Source organism: Pantoea sp. DY-5 (assembly GCF_019795955.1).
Lineage (GTDB): Bacteria > Pseudomonadota > Gammaproteobacteria > Enterobacterales > Enterobacteriaceae > Pantoea > Pantoea leporis.
The window spans coordinates 482,603-497,576 of the sequence record NZ_JAIMIE010000002.1 but is presented as its reverse complement, the minus strand read 5'-3'; the positions used below and the strand labels follow the sequence as shown (position 1 = coordinate 497,576).

The following is a 14,974-nucleotide window of genomic DNA, read 5'->3' as shown; positions in this document are numbered from 1 at the left end:
ATCTCCTTTTACAGCATTGAGTTAAGTCCGATTAATAAGGTTCAGCTTCAAGCTTTTTCAGTTCGTGCTGCGCATCGAGCAGCTTACGTTCGCGCTTCTCAATTTTGTCCTTGTCGCCATCCTGACGCTCTTCTTTCAGCTCACGCTCACGTTCGGCGATTTTGTGCTTCTGCTCAGCGATGCGTTCGCTATGTGCAGATTTCAGCTTCTCATCGGTGCAGCCTGCGCGGACTTCGGTCAACGCGCGCTCCAGCCCGGTAACGCGGCGCTGGTTGTCGTGCTGTTTTGCCATATCGATCTCGCGTTGAATATCCTGCTCTTTCTGTTGGCAGAGCGATTCAGCCGCCAGCAGCGAACCCGAGAGTGAAAAAAGAATAGCACCTAGCAGTAATTGATGTTTCATCAGGTTGTGACCTTCCATTGTTGATGACCTGCCCGAGAGCAGACAGGAGAAGCTTCCCAGCATGTCTTAGGCTTACGCTATCTCTAAGGATAGACAGCAGACGAAAAAATTCAAAGAAGACGCGGGGATAGCGAGGATTAGCTCACCGCCTGGCTTAACGTCAGGCGGTGAAATTTAGCTAAAAATTGGGCGACTGGCGTCAGGATATTGCTGCGAAGCCTGCGGGCCAGCGGCGACGACAAAGCCTTGTGGCAACAGGCGCTTCAACACTTTTTGCGCCGCCAGGCTCTGTTCTTCATTCTCAAAATGAATCACCAGCGCATCGCCGGAGGGCGTAATACTTTTGATACGCACGCCCTGCGCAGAAAGTTGCTGATAAAGATAAAAACCATCGGGCAGATTGGTGCCGCTGTTGGCGACGCGGATCTGCACCACGGTTTCATGCTGCATTAAGGTCGGAATGAAACAGATCGCCAGCAGCGCCAACGCGCCACCCAGCGCCCAAGGCAGGAAACGCCTTGGGAATCCACGGAATGTGATCATGACTGTGAATTCCCGCTACGCGCTGACTGACGTTTACGCCAAATCACCACTAAAGAACCGACCAGGCCAATCACCAGCAGCACCAGCGGCAGCAGCATCAGGCACAACATCAGCTCATCTTCGTAACGACGGAAAATCGGTGTTTTACCCAGCGCGAAGCCCAGCACGGTAAGGATCAGCACCCACAGGAAGCCACTTACCCAGTTGAAGAACTGGAAGCGCGCATTACTCAGGCCAGAAAGCCCGGCGATGGTAGGGAGCAAGGTGCGAACGAAGGCAATAAAGCGACCCACCAGCAGTGCAGACAAGCCATGGCGATGGAACAGCCGATGGGCGCGTTGATGATATTGCGCGGGCAAGTGCGAAAGCCATTTTTGAACGGTAGGCGTATTACCGAGCCAGCGGCCCTGAATGTAGCTCACCCAGCAGCCGAGGCTGGCGCCGGTGGTCAGAATCAGCAGCGTCAGCGGGAAACCCATGGTGCCTTTAGCAATCAGAACACCCACCAGAATCAGTAAACTATCGCCTGGCAAAAAGGCGGCGGGCAGCAGTCCATTTTCCAGAAACAGAATCATGAACAAAACGCCATAAATGGCCCAAACCAACGTCGGGTCGGAGAGCATTTCGTAATCCTGCTGCCACAAGGCATGCAGCAATGCTTGCAAAATATCCATCAATCATTCCTGAACATCATTGTTAAACGTGCCCGTGAGGGGCTTAGGCGCAGACTGGCGTTGGTTATACATTTTAGATAAGCAGCCTGAGCAGGAGTTTCCGGATCCTTCCAGAATTGATTGTTAAATCAGCGACTTTTTAAAGCCCTGTCGCAAAGGGTAATAAAAGGGCGATAACTGTAACAAAAATAACGTTATCCAGACAGGGGAAAGTGCCTGCCGCACAGGAGTTTTACCTTTAGACGCAGGTGGTCAAAAGGAGCTTTACATGAGCTGACACTATTGCAGACTAACTGACTTTTTCGGCAACAAAATGCCTGAAAAATAAGCAGGATCAGCGTGGGTTTTCGCTACCTTCAGGCAGGATGACCGGATTTTCCGCAAACATGTAACGATCGACGTTAAATTCGAAATCGTCGGTGGTGGCGTTAAACAGCATCTGCTTAGTATTTTCCAGATGTTGCCACATTGCCAGCTTACTGGCGGCGGGATCTTTGCGAATCAGGGCTTTAAGGATTTGGTCGTGATCGTCACACCAGCTGGTGATATTTTTGGCATCAATATGTTCATGCAGCTTCAGCCAGTATGGATTGTGCAGACGGTGCAGCCACATCTTCTCGACGATCGCTGCTAACGCGCTGTTCTGCGTCGATTGCGCGATGCGCACGTGAAACTCCATATCCCACGCCGAATCGCGTGAATGATCTTCCTGACGCGCTTTCTCCTGAATCGCCATCAATGCCACGATATCCTGACGCGTCACCTGCGTGGCGGCAAACTCAGCCACGTTGCTTTCAATCAGCTGGCGCGCCTGTAATAACTCGAAGGGGCCGAAATTGGCGAACTCCAGCTGGCTGGACGTCACCACGCGATTTTGCTGCTGGCTGCTGATGACGTGAATGCCGGAACCTTTCCGCACCTCCACGTAACCCTCCACTTCCAGCATGATGATCGCTTCACGCACCACGGTTCGGCTCACCTGCATCTCTTCCGCAATCAGACGCTCGGCAGGCAGTTTGTCGCCAACCCGGTATTCGGCTGCTTCAATGCGGCGTTTGAGTTCGCTGGCGAGCTGTTGATAGAGGCGTCGTGATTCGGTCAGGTCCATTGCGCGGTCCGCTGTGGGAGAAAGTTGAGTTGTTATACCACTTCAGCCGCACAGAGGAAATGGGCTGGCCGATGCCAGCCCGAGGAGGTTAGGTGCGTACCGCAGCGGACTGCACCGCTGGCTGATCGTCGAGTTCAGAAACCGGTTGGTTTTTCAGGACCGTCCAGATAACCACCGCGCCTAACAGATCAAACACCGCCAGCGCCGCGAACAGCGGGCTGAAGCCCAGCGTATCGGCCAGCGCACCGACCACCAACGCAAACATGGTACTCGCCGTCCAGGCCGCCATGCCGGTTAAGCCGTTGGCGGTAGCCACTTCGTTACGGCCAAACACATCCGAAGAGAGGGTGATCAGCGCACCTGAAAGCGCCTGATGGGCAAAACCGCCGACGCACAGCAACCCAATCGCGACATACGGGCTGGTGAACAACCCGATGGTGCCTGGCGCAATCATCAACACCGCGCCCATGGTCACCACCAGTTTGCGCGAGACGATGAGATTGACGCCAAACCAGCGCTGGAACAGCGGCGGCAAGTAGCCACCGACGATACAGCCGAGATCGGCGAACAACATCGGCATCCAGGCAAACATAGCGATCTCTTTCAGGTTGAAGCCGTACACCTTAAACATAAACAGCGGGATCCACGCGTTAAACGTTCCCCACGCTGGTTCGGCGAGGAAACGCGGTAGCGCAATGCCCCAGAACTGGCGATTGCGCAGGATTTGGCGCGCCGACATCTTCTTGTTATTTCCGGTTTGATGCTGCAACTCCTGGCCGGCAATGATGTAGTGACGCTCCTCATCGCTCAGCTTGGTTTGCTGTTTTGGATGCTTATAAAACACCAGCCAGCAGATGGCCCACACCATGCTTAGCACGCCGGTAATAATGAACGCCATCTGCCAGCTGTGCGCCATGATCGCCCACACCACCAGCGGCGGAGCCAGCATCGCGCCAATCGACGATCCCACGTTGAAATAGCCCACCGCCACCGAACGCTCTTTGGCGGGGAACCATTCGCTACTGGCTTTCAGGCCTGCGGGAATCATTGCTGCTTCGGCGGCACCCACCGCGCCGCGTGCCAGCGCAAAGCCGCCCCAGCTGCCCGCCATCGCGGTTGCCGCGCAGAAGATCGCCCACAGCACGGCAAACACTGCATAACCGATTTTGGTGCCGAGCATGTCCAGTACATAACCGGCTACCGGCTGCATGATTGTGTAGCACGCCGAGTAGGCGGCGACGATATAGGAATATTGTTGCGTGGTGATACCCAACTGCGTTTCCAGCGTGGGCGCCGCAACGGCAATGGTATTGCGCGTCAGGTAACCGAGCACGGTGCCCAGCGTCACAAGCCCAATCATGTACCAGCGTAGCCCTTTGATCTTACGCATTATTAACCTCGTCCAGTCTGTCGTTGCGGTTTTACCGCTGTAGTTATCTGGAGCGGGAAGACGTGAACAGTGCTGCTCACTCCCGCAGTTCCTTGCCTGTGCCATTAATCCCGTTAGCAACGGAGCGAGAGGTTAACTTGTTATACCGCTTCAAAAGTTGAATGCCATCACATAAACCTTGCAGCCAGTGTGTGTTAGGACGAAAGATAGTTAAAACAGCCATTTAACGTAATATTCGCAACAAGATCGTCCATATACCCACAGTAAAACTGTCATTATTGTGAGTCGGATCGCAAACAATTTTGCCGTTCGTTTAAATTGGTATGATAACTTTTAGTTAAAAGCCATTTGGCTACAAAATGAGGAAGCAGGTATGTCGCGTTTTATGAGTGAGGATTTTCTACTCGACACCGAGTTCGCCCGTCGTCTGTACCATGACTACGCCAAAGACCAGCCGATTTTCGACTATCACTGTCACTTACCGCCGCAGCAGATTGCCGATAATTACCGCTTCACCAACCTCTATGACATCTGGCTGAAAGGCGATCACTACAAATGGCGTGCGATGCGCGCTAACGGCGTGCCGGAAGCGTTATGCACTGGCGATGCCAGCGATCGTGAGAAATTTAACGCTTGGGCGCGCACCGTGCCGCATACCATCGGCAATCCGCTCTATCACTGGACGCACCTTGAATTACGCCGACCTTTTGGCATCACCGATGTGCTGCTGAATGAACAGAGCGCGGATCGCATCTGGCAGCAGTGCAATGAACTGCTGACTCAGGACGCCTTCAGCGCGCGCGGCATCATGCAGCAGATGAAGGTGAAAATGGTCGGCACCACCGACGATCCGCTCGACGATTTACAGCATCACCGCAAGCTGGCACAGGACAGCAGCTTTGACGTCAAAGTGCTGCCGAGCTGGCGTCCGGACAAAGCCTTCAACATTGAGCTGGAGAGCTTCTTGCCGTGGATTCAGCGCTTAGCGCAGGTCGCGGATGTTAACGTGCAGCGCTTTGACGATCTGCGCTGCGCCTTAAGCCAGCGACTCGATCACTTCGCCGCGCATGGCTGCAAAATTTCCGATCACGCGCTGGATGTGGTGGTGTTTGCGGAAGCGGATGACGCCACGCTGGACGGCATTCTGGCGCGCCGACTGCAAGGTGCAGCGCCTTCCGCTGAAGAGACGGCCCAGTTTAAAACCGCTGTGCTGGTGTGGCTCGGCAGCGAATATGCGCGCCGCGGCTGGGCGCAGCAGTATCACATTGGCGCGCTGCGCAATGCCAATCGCCGCCAGTTCGATATCCTCGGGCCGGATGTAGGCTTCGATTCGATTAACGATGCGCCGCTGGCGATTCCGCTGGCGCGTCTGCTGGATGCGCAGAACCGCAATAACGCGCTGCCCAAAACCATCCTTTACTGCGTCAACCCGCGAGACAACGAAGTGCTGGCGACCATGGCGGGCAATTTCCAGGGTGAAGGCGAACCGGGAAAAATGCAGTTTGGTTCGGCGTGGTGGTTTAACGATCAGCTGGATGGCATGCAGCGGCAGATGACGCAGCTGGCGCAAATCGGCCTGCTGAGCCGCTTTGTCGGCATGCTAACCGACAGCCGCAGCTTCCTCTCTTACACGCGTCATGAATATTTCCGTCGTCTGCTGTGCCAGATGATCGGCAATTGGGTGGCGCGGGGCGAAGCGCCTGAAGACGAGGCGTTGTTAGGGCAGATGGTACAGAACATCAGTTTCAACAATGCGCGCGATTACTTCGGTATTGAGCTGGGAGCCTGATGATGCAGCGACTCAACCGTCACGATTTTCCCGGCGCGCACTACAGCGAGCGCGTTATCCAGTTTGGTGAAGGCAACTTCCTGCGCGCCTTTATCGACTGGCAGCTCGACTGGCTCAATCAGCATCACAATACCGATGCGGGCGTGGTGGTGGTGCGTCCGCGCAACCGCGTGGTGGAAGAGACACTGAATCAGCAAGAGGGTTTGTACACCACGCTGATTCGCGGGCTGAATGCGGCGGGCGAGCAGGTGAGTGAAGCCCGCCTGATCCGCAGCGTGAATCGTGAAATCCAGCCGTATCAGCAGTTTGATGCGTTTCTCGCGCTGGCACGCGCACCGCAGATGCGCTTTGTCTTCTCCAATACCACAGAAGCCGGAATTGCCTTTGCGGAGCAGGATCGGCTGGACGACACGCCCGCCTCATCCTTCCCCGGCAAGCTGACGCAGCTGCTGTGGGCGCGCTTCAACCATTTTTCCGGTGCCAGCGATAAAGGTTGGCTGGTGGTGCCCTGTGAACTGATCGATTATAACGGCGACACGCTGCGTGAGCTGGTGCTGCGCTACAGCCAGCATTGGCAGCTGCCGCCGGCGTTTGCCCGCTGGGTGCAGGATCACTGCGCGTTCTACAACACGCTGGTGGATCGCATTGTCACCGGTTATCCGGCGGATAGCGCGGCGATCGAAGCGTCATTAGGCTACGAAGATCGCTATCTGGTGGCGGGCGAAGTCTATTACCAGTTTGTGATTCAGGGGCCAGACGCACTGGCGCAGGAACTGCAGCTGCACGCGCTGGCACCGGAAGTGAAGCTGGTTGATGACATCACGCCATACAAAGCGCAAAAGGTGGCGATCCTTAACGGCGCACACACCACGCTGGTGCCGGTGGCGTTTCAGGCCGGGCTGGAGAGCGTGGGAGAAGCGATGGATGACGCGCAGATGGCCGGCTTTGTCGATGCGCTGCTGCGCGACGAGGTCATCCCCACGCTGGATCTGCCGCGCGACGAGCTGCACGCCTTTGCCGACGCGGTGCAGCGTCGCTTCCGCAATCCCTTTATCCGCCATGCGTTGCTCTCCATCGCCCTTAACGGCATGACCAAATTCCGCACCCGTTTGCTGCCGCAATTGTTGTTGTCGCAGCAGCAAAACGGGCAATGGCCTGTGCGGCTGACTTTTGCCTTTGCCGCGCTGCTGGCCTTTTATCGTGGTGCAGAGGGCAAACGTCACTGGCCGCTGCAGGACGACGAACAGTGGCTGCAGCGTTTCGCTGAACTGTGGTCAGCAGTAAATAACGATAAACAGACTCCAGAACAGTTGGTGCGCGCGGTACTTAGCGACGCCAATCACTGGGGCGAAGATCTCACTCAGCAGCCCGGATTAGTGGCTGCGGTCAGCCAACACCTACAAAACATCATCGTCCACGGGATGCGGACGGCGTTGACACAACTGAGATAACGCTATGCAAGATGCCATTAGAATCCATTCACGCGACAACGTTGCTGTGGCGTTGCGCGATTTGCCAGCCAATACCCAGGTCGAAATCAATCAACAGGCGATCACCTTGCAGCAGGAGGTTGGACGCGGCCATAAGTTTGCGCTGCAGCCTTTAGCCAGCGACGCGCTGGTGATCAAATACGGTTTGCCGATCGCGCACGCCACTCAGCCGATTGCGGCCGGCGAGATCATTCACTCCAGCAATGCGCGCACCAACCTAAGCGACGTGGATGAGTACGACTATCAACCCGATTTTCTCGATCTGCCGCCGCAAGCTGGCGATCGCGACGTGCAGATCTATCGTCGCGCCAGCGGGGAAGTGGGCATCCGTAATGAGTTATGGATCCTGCCCACTGTGGGCTGCGTCAACGGCATCGCGCGGCAAATCCTGACGCGCTTTATGAAAGAGACCAATGACGCCGAAGGCATTGATGGCGTGCATCTGTTCAGCCATCCGTTTGGCTGTTCGCAGCTTGGGCAGGATCACGAGAACACCCGCACCATGTTGCAGAACATGGTGCGCCATCCCAACGCCGGCGCGGTGCTGGTGATTGGCCTTGGCTGCGAGAACAATCAGGTCGATGTGTTCCGTGAAACGCTCGGTTCCTTCGATAGCGATCGCGTGCAGTTCATGGAGTGCCAGAAGCAGGATGATGAAGTGGAAGCGGGGCTGGAACGCTTGCACGAACTCTATCGCGCCATGCGCACGGATCAGCGTCAGCCGGGCAAACTCAGCGAGCTGAAGTTTGGTCTGGAGTGCGGCGGTTCGGATGGTTTTTCCGGCATCACCGCCAATCCCATGCTGGGCTGTTTCTCCGACCAGATGATTGCCAACGGCGGCACCACGGTGCTGACCGAAGTGCCAGAGATGTTTGGCGCTGAGCGCATTCTGATGAGCCGCTGTCGCGATGAAGCCACCTTTGAAAAAACCGTGGCGATGATTAACGACTTCAAGCGCTACTTTATCGATCACCAGCAGCCGATCTACGAAAATCCATCACCCGGCAATAAAGCGGGCGGCATCACCACGCTGGAGGAGAAGTCGCTCGGTTGTACGCAGAAGGCCGGACAAAGTCAGGTGGTGGATGTGCTGAAGTACGGTGAGCGCCTGCATACGCCGGGACTGAATCTGTTAAGTGCGCCAGGCAACGATGCGGTCGCCACCAGCGCGCTGGCGGGCGCCGGCTGTCATATGGTGCTGTTTACCACCGGACGCGGCACGCCGTACGGCGGTTTTGTGCCGACGGTGAAGATCGCCACCAATACGCAGCTCGCCGAGAAGAAGCCGCACTGGATCGATTTTAACGCCGGGCGTTTGCTTGAAGGGATGAGTATGTCGGAGATGCTGGAGGATTTCGTCGATATGATTGTGGCGATTGCCAATGGCCAACCCGCGCGCAATGAAAGCAACGATTTCCGCGAGTTAGCCATCTTTAAAAGCGGTGTGACCTTGTAAAACCAGGTCGCCATGGATGGCGACCCATATTCAAAAACCTTACTTTACTCCGACTCTGACACCGTACGACGCGGCTGGCGCTCGGCTTCGGCCTGGCATACGGCCGCGGTAAACAGAATATCCGTCGAGGAGTTCAGCGCGGTCTCGGCGGAATCCTGCAGCACGCCAATAATAAAGCCCACCGCCACTACCTGCATCGCCAAATCATTCGGAATACCGAACATGTTGCAGGCTACCGGGATCAGCAGCAGCGAACCGCCAGCCACACCGGATGCGCCACAAGCACACAGTGACGCCACCAGACTCAACAGAATGGCGGTTGGAACATCCACCGCAATACCCAGCGTATGTACTGCCGCCAGCGTCAACACCGTGATGGTGATGGATGCGCCAGCCATGCTGATGGTGGCACCCAGCGGGATCGACACGGAATACGTGTCTTCATCCAGATTGAGACGTTTCGCCAGCGCCATATTGACCGGAATGTTAGCCGCTGAACTGCGGGTGAAGAACGCGGTGACGCCACTTTCACGCATGCAGGTAAACACCAGCGGATACGGGTTGCGGCGAATCTTCTGGAACACCAGCATTGGGTTGATTACCAGCGCCATAATCAGCATGCAGCCGAGCAGCAGCGCCAGCAGATTGGCGTATTCCCACAGCGCATCGAAACCGGTTGAGGCGAGAATGGAGGCCACCAGACCAAAAATCCCCAGCGGCGCACAGCGGATCACGCAGCGCACGACCCAGGTCGCGGCATTGGACGCGTCATTAAGAAACGCTTTGCTGCTTGGGCTGGCATGACGAAACGCCAGCCCCAATCCCAGCGCCCACACCAAAATACCGATGTAGTTGGCATTCATCAGCGCTTCAATCGGGTTCGACACCATGCTCATCAGCAAACCGTGCAGCACTTCGGTAATACCCGACGGCGGCGTAATTTGCGTGGCGCCGACGTTCATCGACAGCGTCTGAGGGAACAGATGGCTGAAGATCACCGCCACAACCGCAGCAAAGAACGTGCTGAGCAGATACAGCATGATAATTGGGCGGATATTGGTTTTTTGTCCCTGCTGATGGTTAGCGATCGAAGAGATTACCAGCACCAAAACCAACAGCGGCGCGACGGCTTTTAGCGCACGCACGAACAGCTCACCCAGCAAGCCAACGGCCAGTGCGGCATCGCGTGAGAACCACGCCAGCGCCACGCCCGCCACCAGGCCAATCATGATTTGTTTCACCAGGCTTCCTGCGAACAGTGCGCCCAGACGTCCAATAAAGTTGTTTTGCATATCACAGTCTTTTTATATTCGCGGTCATGAGTATTGTGCGCGGTTCCACCACGCACAACGGTTTGCCCGGCGGAGTATAAGGAAAAGAGCTTATGAGGAAAGAGATAATTCTGTGCATGCGCAGCAGATCGGTTTTTTGATCTGCTGATGATGGGAAGTGTGACAGATATATAAAAGGTGAAGGTTGCCACTGGCGAAACAAAGCAGGGGCGATTAGCGCCCCTGCAGAAGATTATGGTGAGATCTTCTTCTGGTCGTTTCTGTGGTTTACCCAGGCGTTGATCAGCAGCGTACCGCCGAGAATTACACCCACCACCGTCAGCGAGATGCCGACGGGAATGTGATAGAACTCGACAATCAGCATTTTGATACCGATAAACACCAGCACAATCGCCAGGCCATATTTCAGCATCGAGAAACGCTCCGCGACGTTAGCCAGCAGGAAGTACATGGCGCGCAGGCCGAGAATCGCAAACAGGTTGGAAGTCAGCACAATGAACGGATCGGTGGTCACCGCGAAGATCGCGGGAATGCTGTCCACGGCGAAAATCACATCGCTCAGTTCAACCATGATCAGCACCAGCAGCAGCGGCGTAGCAAACAGCACCCCGTTTTTGCGGGTGAAGAACTTCTCACCGTCCAGGCTATCGGTCATGCGCAGATGTTTGCGCAGCCAACGCACCACCGGCTTGTCACCCACCGTGCTGTCATCTTCCTCTTTCGCCAGCGCCATTTTCAGGCCGGTGAACAGCAGGAAAGCGCCGAACACGTAAAGAATCCAGCTGAACTGGGTAACCAAATAGCTGCCAGCAAAGATCATGATGGTACGCAGCACAATCGCGCCCAATACGCCATAAATCAGCACGCGGCGCTGCAGGTTGGCCGGTACAGCGAAGTAACTAAACAGCATCAGCCAGACAAAGACGTTATCCACCGCCAGCGCTTTCTCTAAGACGTAGCCGGTGAGGAAGGCAAGGGTTTGCGCAGTGGCAACTTCGCGCCCGGCGGTGCCGTCGAGATACCACCAGAAGGCGGCGCTGAACAGCAGTGAAACTGACACCCAAATCAGCGACCAGACCGCTGCTTGTTTGAATGACATGGTTTGTGCGCCGCGTCGGCCCTGTAATAGCAGGTCGATCGCCAGCATGATGAGCACTACGACAGCGAAGCTGCCCCAAAGTAACGGTGTGCCAACTGAGTGCATAGTCGTATCCTTTTCCAGAAATAAAAAAGCGGCTGAAGTCAGAAGACGTCAGCCGCTTTGATCGTGCTGCAAGCAAACCTCGCCTTCCGGCAAGGTCTCACTTACAACTCAGAATAGATTCCGGGTTGCCTGACGACCGGATGCGTAACGCATATTGCGTGGCGCATCGTAATGACGATCAATCAGCGTAGAAGTTACTCCCCTTTGCAGCGCTAAACATACGGAGTTCGATAATCGCTTTCAAGAGGGCTCTGGAAATGTTTTGCAATATTTACACTTCAGTCTGATCCGCCGGGAATACCACGCCGGTCTGGCGACGGATTTCCGTGAGCAACTGTGCCGTGATGCGCGAGTTTTCTAAGGCCGCATGCTCAACTTCACCGGCTTCCACCAATTTGGCGAAGGTTTCGGCTTCATACAGCATGGTATTGATGTGCTGCGGCTGCGTCAGGTTTTGGCTCTCGCCACCGCGCGGGATAAAGCGCAGTTGCTGGCACTCGGAGATCTTTTCAATCACCAGCGATCCCGCTTCGCCCTGAATCTCGCTCGGGATCAGTGAATCGCTGACCTTTGAGTGCAGCAGCGTGACATCAAAATCGCCGTAGCCCAGCACCACCACGCCATGCGCATCAACGCCACTTTCCAGCAGGGAAGCTTGTGCTTTGACCTGCTGCGGCGCGCCCCACAAGGTGACGGCGGCGGCGAGGCAGTAAAAGCCGATATCCATCATTGAGCCATTCGACCAGCGCGGATTAAAGGTATTCGGGTTCTCGCCATCCAGATAGCGCTGATAACGCGAGGAATACTGGCAATAGTTGATCAGGGCTTTGCGCAGTTTGCCCAATTGCGGCAGCGTTTTTTGCAGTTGCAGGAAGGTGGGCAGGCTGGCGGTTTTAAAGGCTTCGAACAGCACCACCTGATGCTGGCGCGCGCAGGCAATCATCGCCTCGGCTTCACGCAGGTTAGACGCCATCGGCTTCTCGCAAATCACATGCTTGCCGTGCGACATAAACAGTATCGCCTGCTCACTGTGCAGCGCATTCGGACTGGCGATATACACCGCATCGATCTCACTGCTGGCGGCAAGTTCATCCAGACAGGTGAAGGTCAGCTTACAGGGATAATCCACTACGAAAGCGTCGGCCTGCTGCTGATTACGCGAATAGACGCCGCTCAGCTTCATCTTGCCGGTTTCATGTGCGGCGTCGATAAACTGGCGGGTAATCCAGTTGGTTCCCACGATGGCGAAACGAATCACGTGCTGCTCTCCTGCTAAAATAAAACGGCAGAGTAACATGTTCATCTGAGCGCCAGGCAGGCGAAATTTGATCCTGAGATCCGCATTCCAATATGATGATGCCGCACAACTTTTTAACCGACTTAGCGGGGACGCGCGGGTGAGTGGAAGTAAACATGCTCTGAACTGGACCACATTACTGATCGCCATCCCCGTTGGATGTGTGGCCTCGCTGGTGACGCTGGCCTTTCGCGGCGTGATTGAATTGATCAACCATCTGCTATTCAACAGTGACAGTGAAATCACCGTGGCGATGCATGTCTGGCCGTGGATCTTCTGGCCGCTGCTGGTGGGCGCAGGCGGCGTATTGGCCGGTTTTTTCCTGCGCTATGCGGTGGCGATTGAGAAACAGGAAACGGTGCAGACCGATTATCTGGAGGTGATTAACGCGCGGCTCGATGCGGTACCAACCAAAACCTCGCTGTTCCGTGCGCTGTCATCGATGGCCAGCATCGGCAGCGGCGCGTCGATTGGTAAAGAGGGGCCGATGGTGCAGCTCTCGGCGCTGAGCGGCAGTTTAATCGGGCGCTGGCTGCCGAAATCGTTGAATCTGCGTAACAGCGATATCGTAGCGATGGCCGCTGCTGCCGGGCTTTCATCGGTGTATCACGCCCCGTTGGCGTCGGCGATATTTGTCGCGGAGATCGCTTTTGGCATCTCGGCGCTGCAGCGTTTGATTCCGCTGATTGTCTCGTCGGCGGTGGCGGTGATGACCATGTGGTCGCTGGGTTTTCGCAGCGCGCTATATCCGTTATCCGAAGCGCTATTTCAGATGGATATCAGCAGTTTGCTAATGACGTTGCTGATTGGATTTGTCGCCGGTATCGCCGGCTGGCTGCTGATCAAACTGATTGCGCGCAGCAAGGCGCTGTTTGGCCGCGTGCGTTCGCTGCCGCTGCGGCTCGGCGCCGGTGGATTAGCGGTAGGCTTTCTGGCGTTGATCTCCACCGATATTCTCGGTAACGGTTACGAAGTGATCGTGAAAATCATTGATGGCCAATATCTACTGATGGGATTACTGGGATTGCTGATGCTCAAAACGCTGGCGACCACGCTGTCGGTGGGTTCCAACGCGGTGGGCGGGCTGTTTACCCCTTCCTTATTGATCGGCGCACTGCTCGGCGTGGCGCTGGCACAGATGGGTGTGATGCTGCATTTACCGGTCGGCAATACCTTGCTGTATGCGGCCATCGGCATGGCGGCGGTGCTGGCGGCGGTCAGCCAGGCACCGTTAATGGCGATGCTGATGGTGCTTGAGATGACGCTGAATAGCAGCCTGTTGTTCCCGATTATGATCGCGTCAGTGCTGGCCTCGATGGTGGTGTATCGCCTGCAATCGTCCAGCACTTATCCAGTGGTGAGCAGCCATTTCAGTCGTTCCGAAGCCAAGTATGATTTCGATAACATGCGCGTCGACCAGTTGATCATTCCCGGCGCGGCGTTGCAGCCAGAAGAGTCAGTAGGGCAGGCGCTGGCGGTGAGCTCGCTCAAGCGGGAACGTTATGTCTATGTGATTAATAGCGAAGGGCAATTTCTCGGCGTGGTGTCGATACACGATATCTCACGCAAGGTGTTGTCGCAGGAGATCACGCTGCATTCGCCAGTCAGTAGCGTGATGGACAATAACTTTCCTTGCATTTATCAGAATCAAAGCATGCGCGAAGGCTGGGAAGCCTTTGCCCGCGTCACGCTTGAACGCCTGCCGGTGCTAAATAATCCGCAGGAGCGCCGTTTTATGGGCGCACTGACCAAAACCAGCCTGATCCAAAAAGCGCAGGAGTTTCTTTAAGCTGCGTTGCCGCGCATCGCCTGATCGGTCATCCACAAGCGGGCGTCAAATTCGAGCTGGTGATAATCCGGTTCCATGTGGCAGCAGAGTTGGTAAAACGCTTTGTCGTGCTCTTTCTCTTTCAGGTGCGCCAGCTCGTGCACCACGATCATGCGCAAAAACGCTTCCGGTGCGAGGCGGAAGAAAGTGGAGATGCGAATCTCCGCTTTGGCTTTAAGATTGCCGCCTTGCACGCGCGAAATCGCCGTATGCAGCCCCAACGCGTGCTTCATCACCTTGATTTTATTGTCCCAAATCACTTTGCTCACCGGCGGTGCGCTGCGCATATAGCGGTTTTTCAGCGCCTGCGTGTAATCATAGAGCGCGCGGTCGCTGACGATATTGTGCGTATCGGGATAGCGTTGCTGGAGAAAGGCACCTAAGCGCTCATGTTCGATCAGCGTCTGAACCTGCTCGAGGATGTTTTCAGGGTAGCCCTGCAGATAGATTAATGACATTGGGATTCCCGGCGAAAGACAGTATACTGCGCCCCCTTTTTA

Annotated in this window: 13 protein-coding genes; 4 read left to right on the top strand and 9 right to left on the bottom strand. The window is 55.7% G+C overall.

The window, feature by feature from the left end:
- Positions 1-31: 31 nt before the first annotated feature.
- The 5 genes from K5Y30_RS10490 to K5Y30_RS10470 all read right to left on the bottom strand — a co-directional run bounded on the left by K5Y30_RS10490 (position 32) and on the right by K5Y30_RS10470 (position 4,118).
- Positions 32-403 carry a DUF1090 domain-containing protein gene (locus K5Y30_RS10490; RefSeq protein ID WP_146001298.1) on the bottom strand — a complete coding sequence of 124 codons (372 nt, stop codon included), beginning with the start codon at positions 401-403 and terminating at the stop codon, positions 32-34.
- A 174-nt stretch (positions 404-577) separates the two neighbouring features.
- Positions 578-946: an EnvZ/OmpR regulon moderator MzrA gene (gene mzrA / locus K5Y30_RS10485; RefSeq protein WP_222211333.1), complete on the bottom strand. Its 369-nt coding sequence runs from the start codon at positions 944-946 to the stop codon at positions 578-580.
- Positions 943-1,620, bottom strand: coding sequence for a DedA family protein (locus tag K5Y30_RS10480; RefSeq protein ID WP_110867399.1), 678 nt, complete (start codon positions 1,618-1,620; stop codon positions 943-945). Before K5Y30_RS10480 ends, mzrA begins: the two co-directional genes overlap by 4 nt.
- A gap of 334 nt (positions 1,621-1,954) precedes the next feature.
- Entirely contained in the window at positions 1,955-2,728 is a 774-nt protein-coding gene (exuR, locus tag K5Y30_RS10475; RefSeq protein ID WP_192412237.1) for a transcriptional regulator ExuR, read from the bottom strand.
- An 88-nt stretch (positions 2,729-2,816) separates the two neighbouring features.
- Positions 2,817-4,118 (bottom strand): MFS transporter, encoded by a 1,302-nt coding sequence (locus K5Y30_RS10470; RefSeq protein WP_008103499.1) that lies wholly within the window; start codon positions 4,116-4,118, stop codon positions 2,817-2,819.
- 373 nt (positions 4,119-4,491) lie between these two features.
- Between K5Y30_RS10470 and uxaC the strand changes: the two genes are divergently transcribed.
- Genes uxaC through K5Y30_RS10455 form a run of 3 tightly spaced genes read left to right on the top strand, consistent with a single transcriptional unit; the run spans position 4,492 to position 8,853 of the window.
- Positions 4,492-5,907, top strand: coding sequence for a glucuronate isomerase (gene uxaC / locus K5Y30_RS10465; RefSeq protein ID WP_222211331.1), 1,416 nt, complete (start codon positions 4,492-4,494; stop codon positions 5,905-5,907).
- A 2-nt stretch (positions 5,908-5,909) separates the two neighbouring features.
- Positions 5,910-7,358 carry a tagaturonate reductase gene (locus K5Y30_RS10460; RefSeq protein ID WP_222211414.1) on the top strand — a complete coding sequence of 483 codons (1,449 nt, stop codon included), beginning with the start codon at positions 5,910-5,912 and terminating at the stop codon, positions 7,356-7,358.
- A 4-nt stretch (positions 7,359-7,362) separates the two neighbouring features.
- Positions 7,363-8,853, top strand: coding sequence for a UxaA family hydrolase (locus tag K5Y30_RS10455; protein WP_222185360.1), 1,491 nt, complete (start codon positions 7,363-7,365; stop codon positions 8,851-8,853).
- Between the two features lie 44 nt (positions 8,854-8,897).
- Here the strand turns inward: K5Y30_RS10455 and sstT are convergent, their stop codons facing one another.
- The 3 genes from sstT to K5Y30_RS10440 all read right to left on the bottom strand — a co-directional run bounded on the left by sstT (position 8,898) and on the right by K5Y30_RS10440 (position 12,607).
- A complete protein-coding gene (gene sstT, locus K5Y30_RS10450; RefSeq protein WP_101762914.1) occupies positions 8,898-10,145 on the bottom strand; it encodes a serine/threonine transporter SstT in 1,248 nt (415 codons plus the stop codon).
- Between the two features lie 232 nt (positions 10,146-10,377).
- Complete coding sequence (locus K5Y30_RS10445) at positions 10,378-11,349, bottom strand: TerC family protein (RefSeq protein WP_008103489.1); 972 nt, start codon at positions 11,347-11,349, stop codon at positions 10,378-10,380.
- 271 nt (positions 11,350-11,620) lie between these two features.
- On the bottom strand, positions 11,621-12,607 hold the full coding sequence (locus tag K5Y30_RS10440) for a Gfo/Idh/MocA family protein (RefSeq protein ID WP_222185601.1): 987 nt from the start codon (positions 12,605-12,607) through the stop codon (positions 11,621-11,623).
- Positions 12,608-12,746: 139 nt separating this feature from the next.
- Here K5Y30_RS10440 and K5Y30_RS10435 point away from each other — a divergent pair, with 139 nt between their 5' ends.
- The gene (locus K5Y30_RS10435) at positions 12,747-14,435 is read left to right on the top strand and encodes a chloride channel protein (RefSeq protein ID WP_222185361.1); all 1,689 of its coding nucleotides are present in this window, start codon (positions 12,747-12,749) and stop codon (positions 14,433-14,435) included.
- Here K5Y30_RS10435 and K5Y30_RS10430 read toward each other — a convergent pair.
- Positions 14,432-14,932 (bottom strand): M48 family metallopeptidase, encoded by a 501-nt coding sequence (locus K5Y30_RS10430; protein ID WP_101762916.1) that lies wholly within the window; start codon positions 14,930-14,932, stop codon positions 14,432-14,434. The two genes, K5Y30_RS10435 and K5Y30_RS10430, sit on opposite strands and share 4 nt — an antisense overlap.
- Between the last annotated feature and the right edge of the window lie 42 nt (positions 14,933-14,974).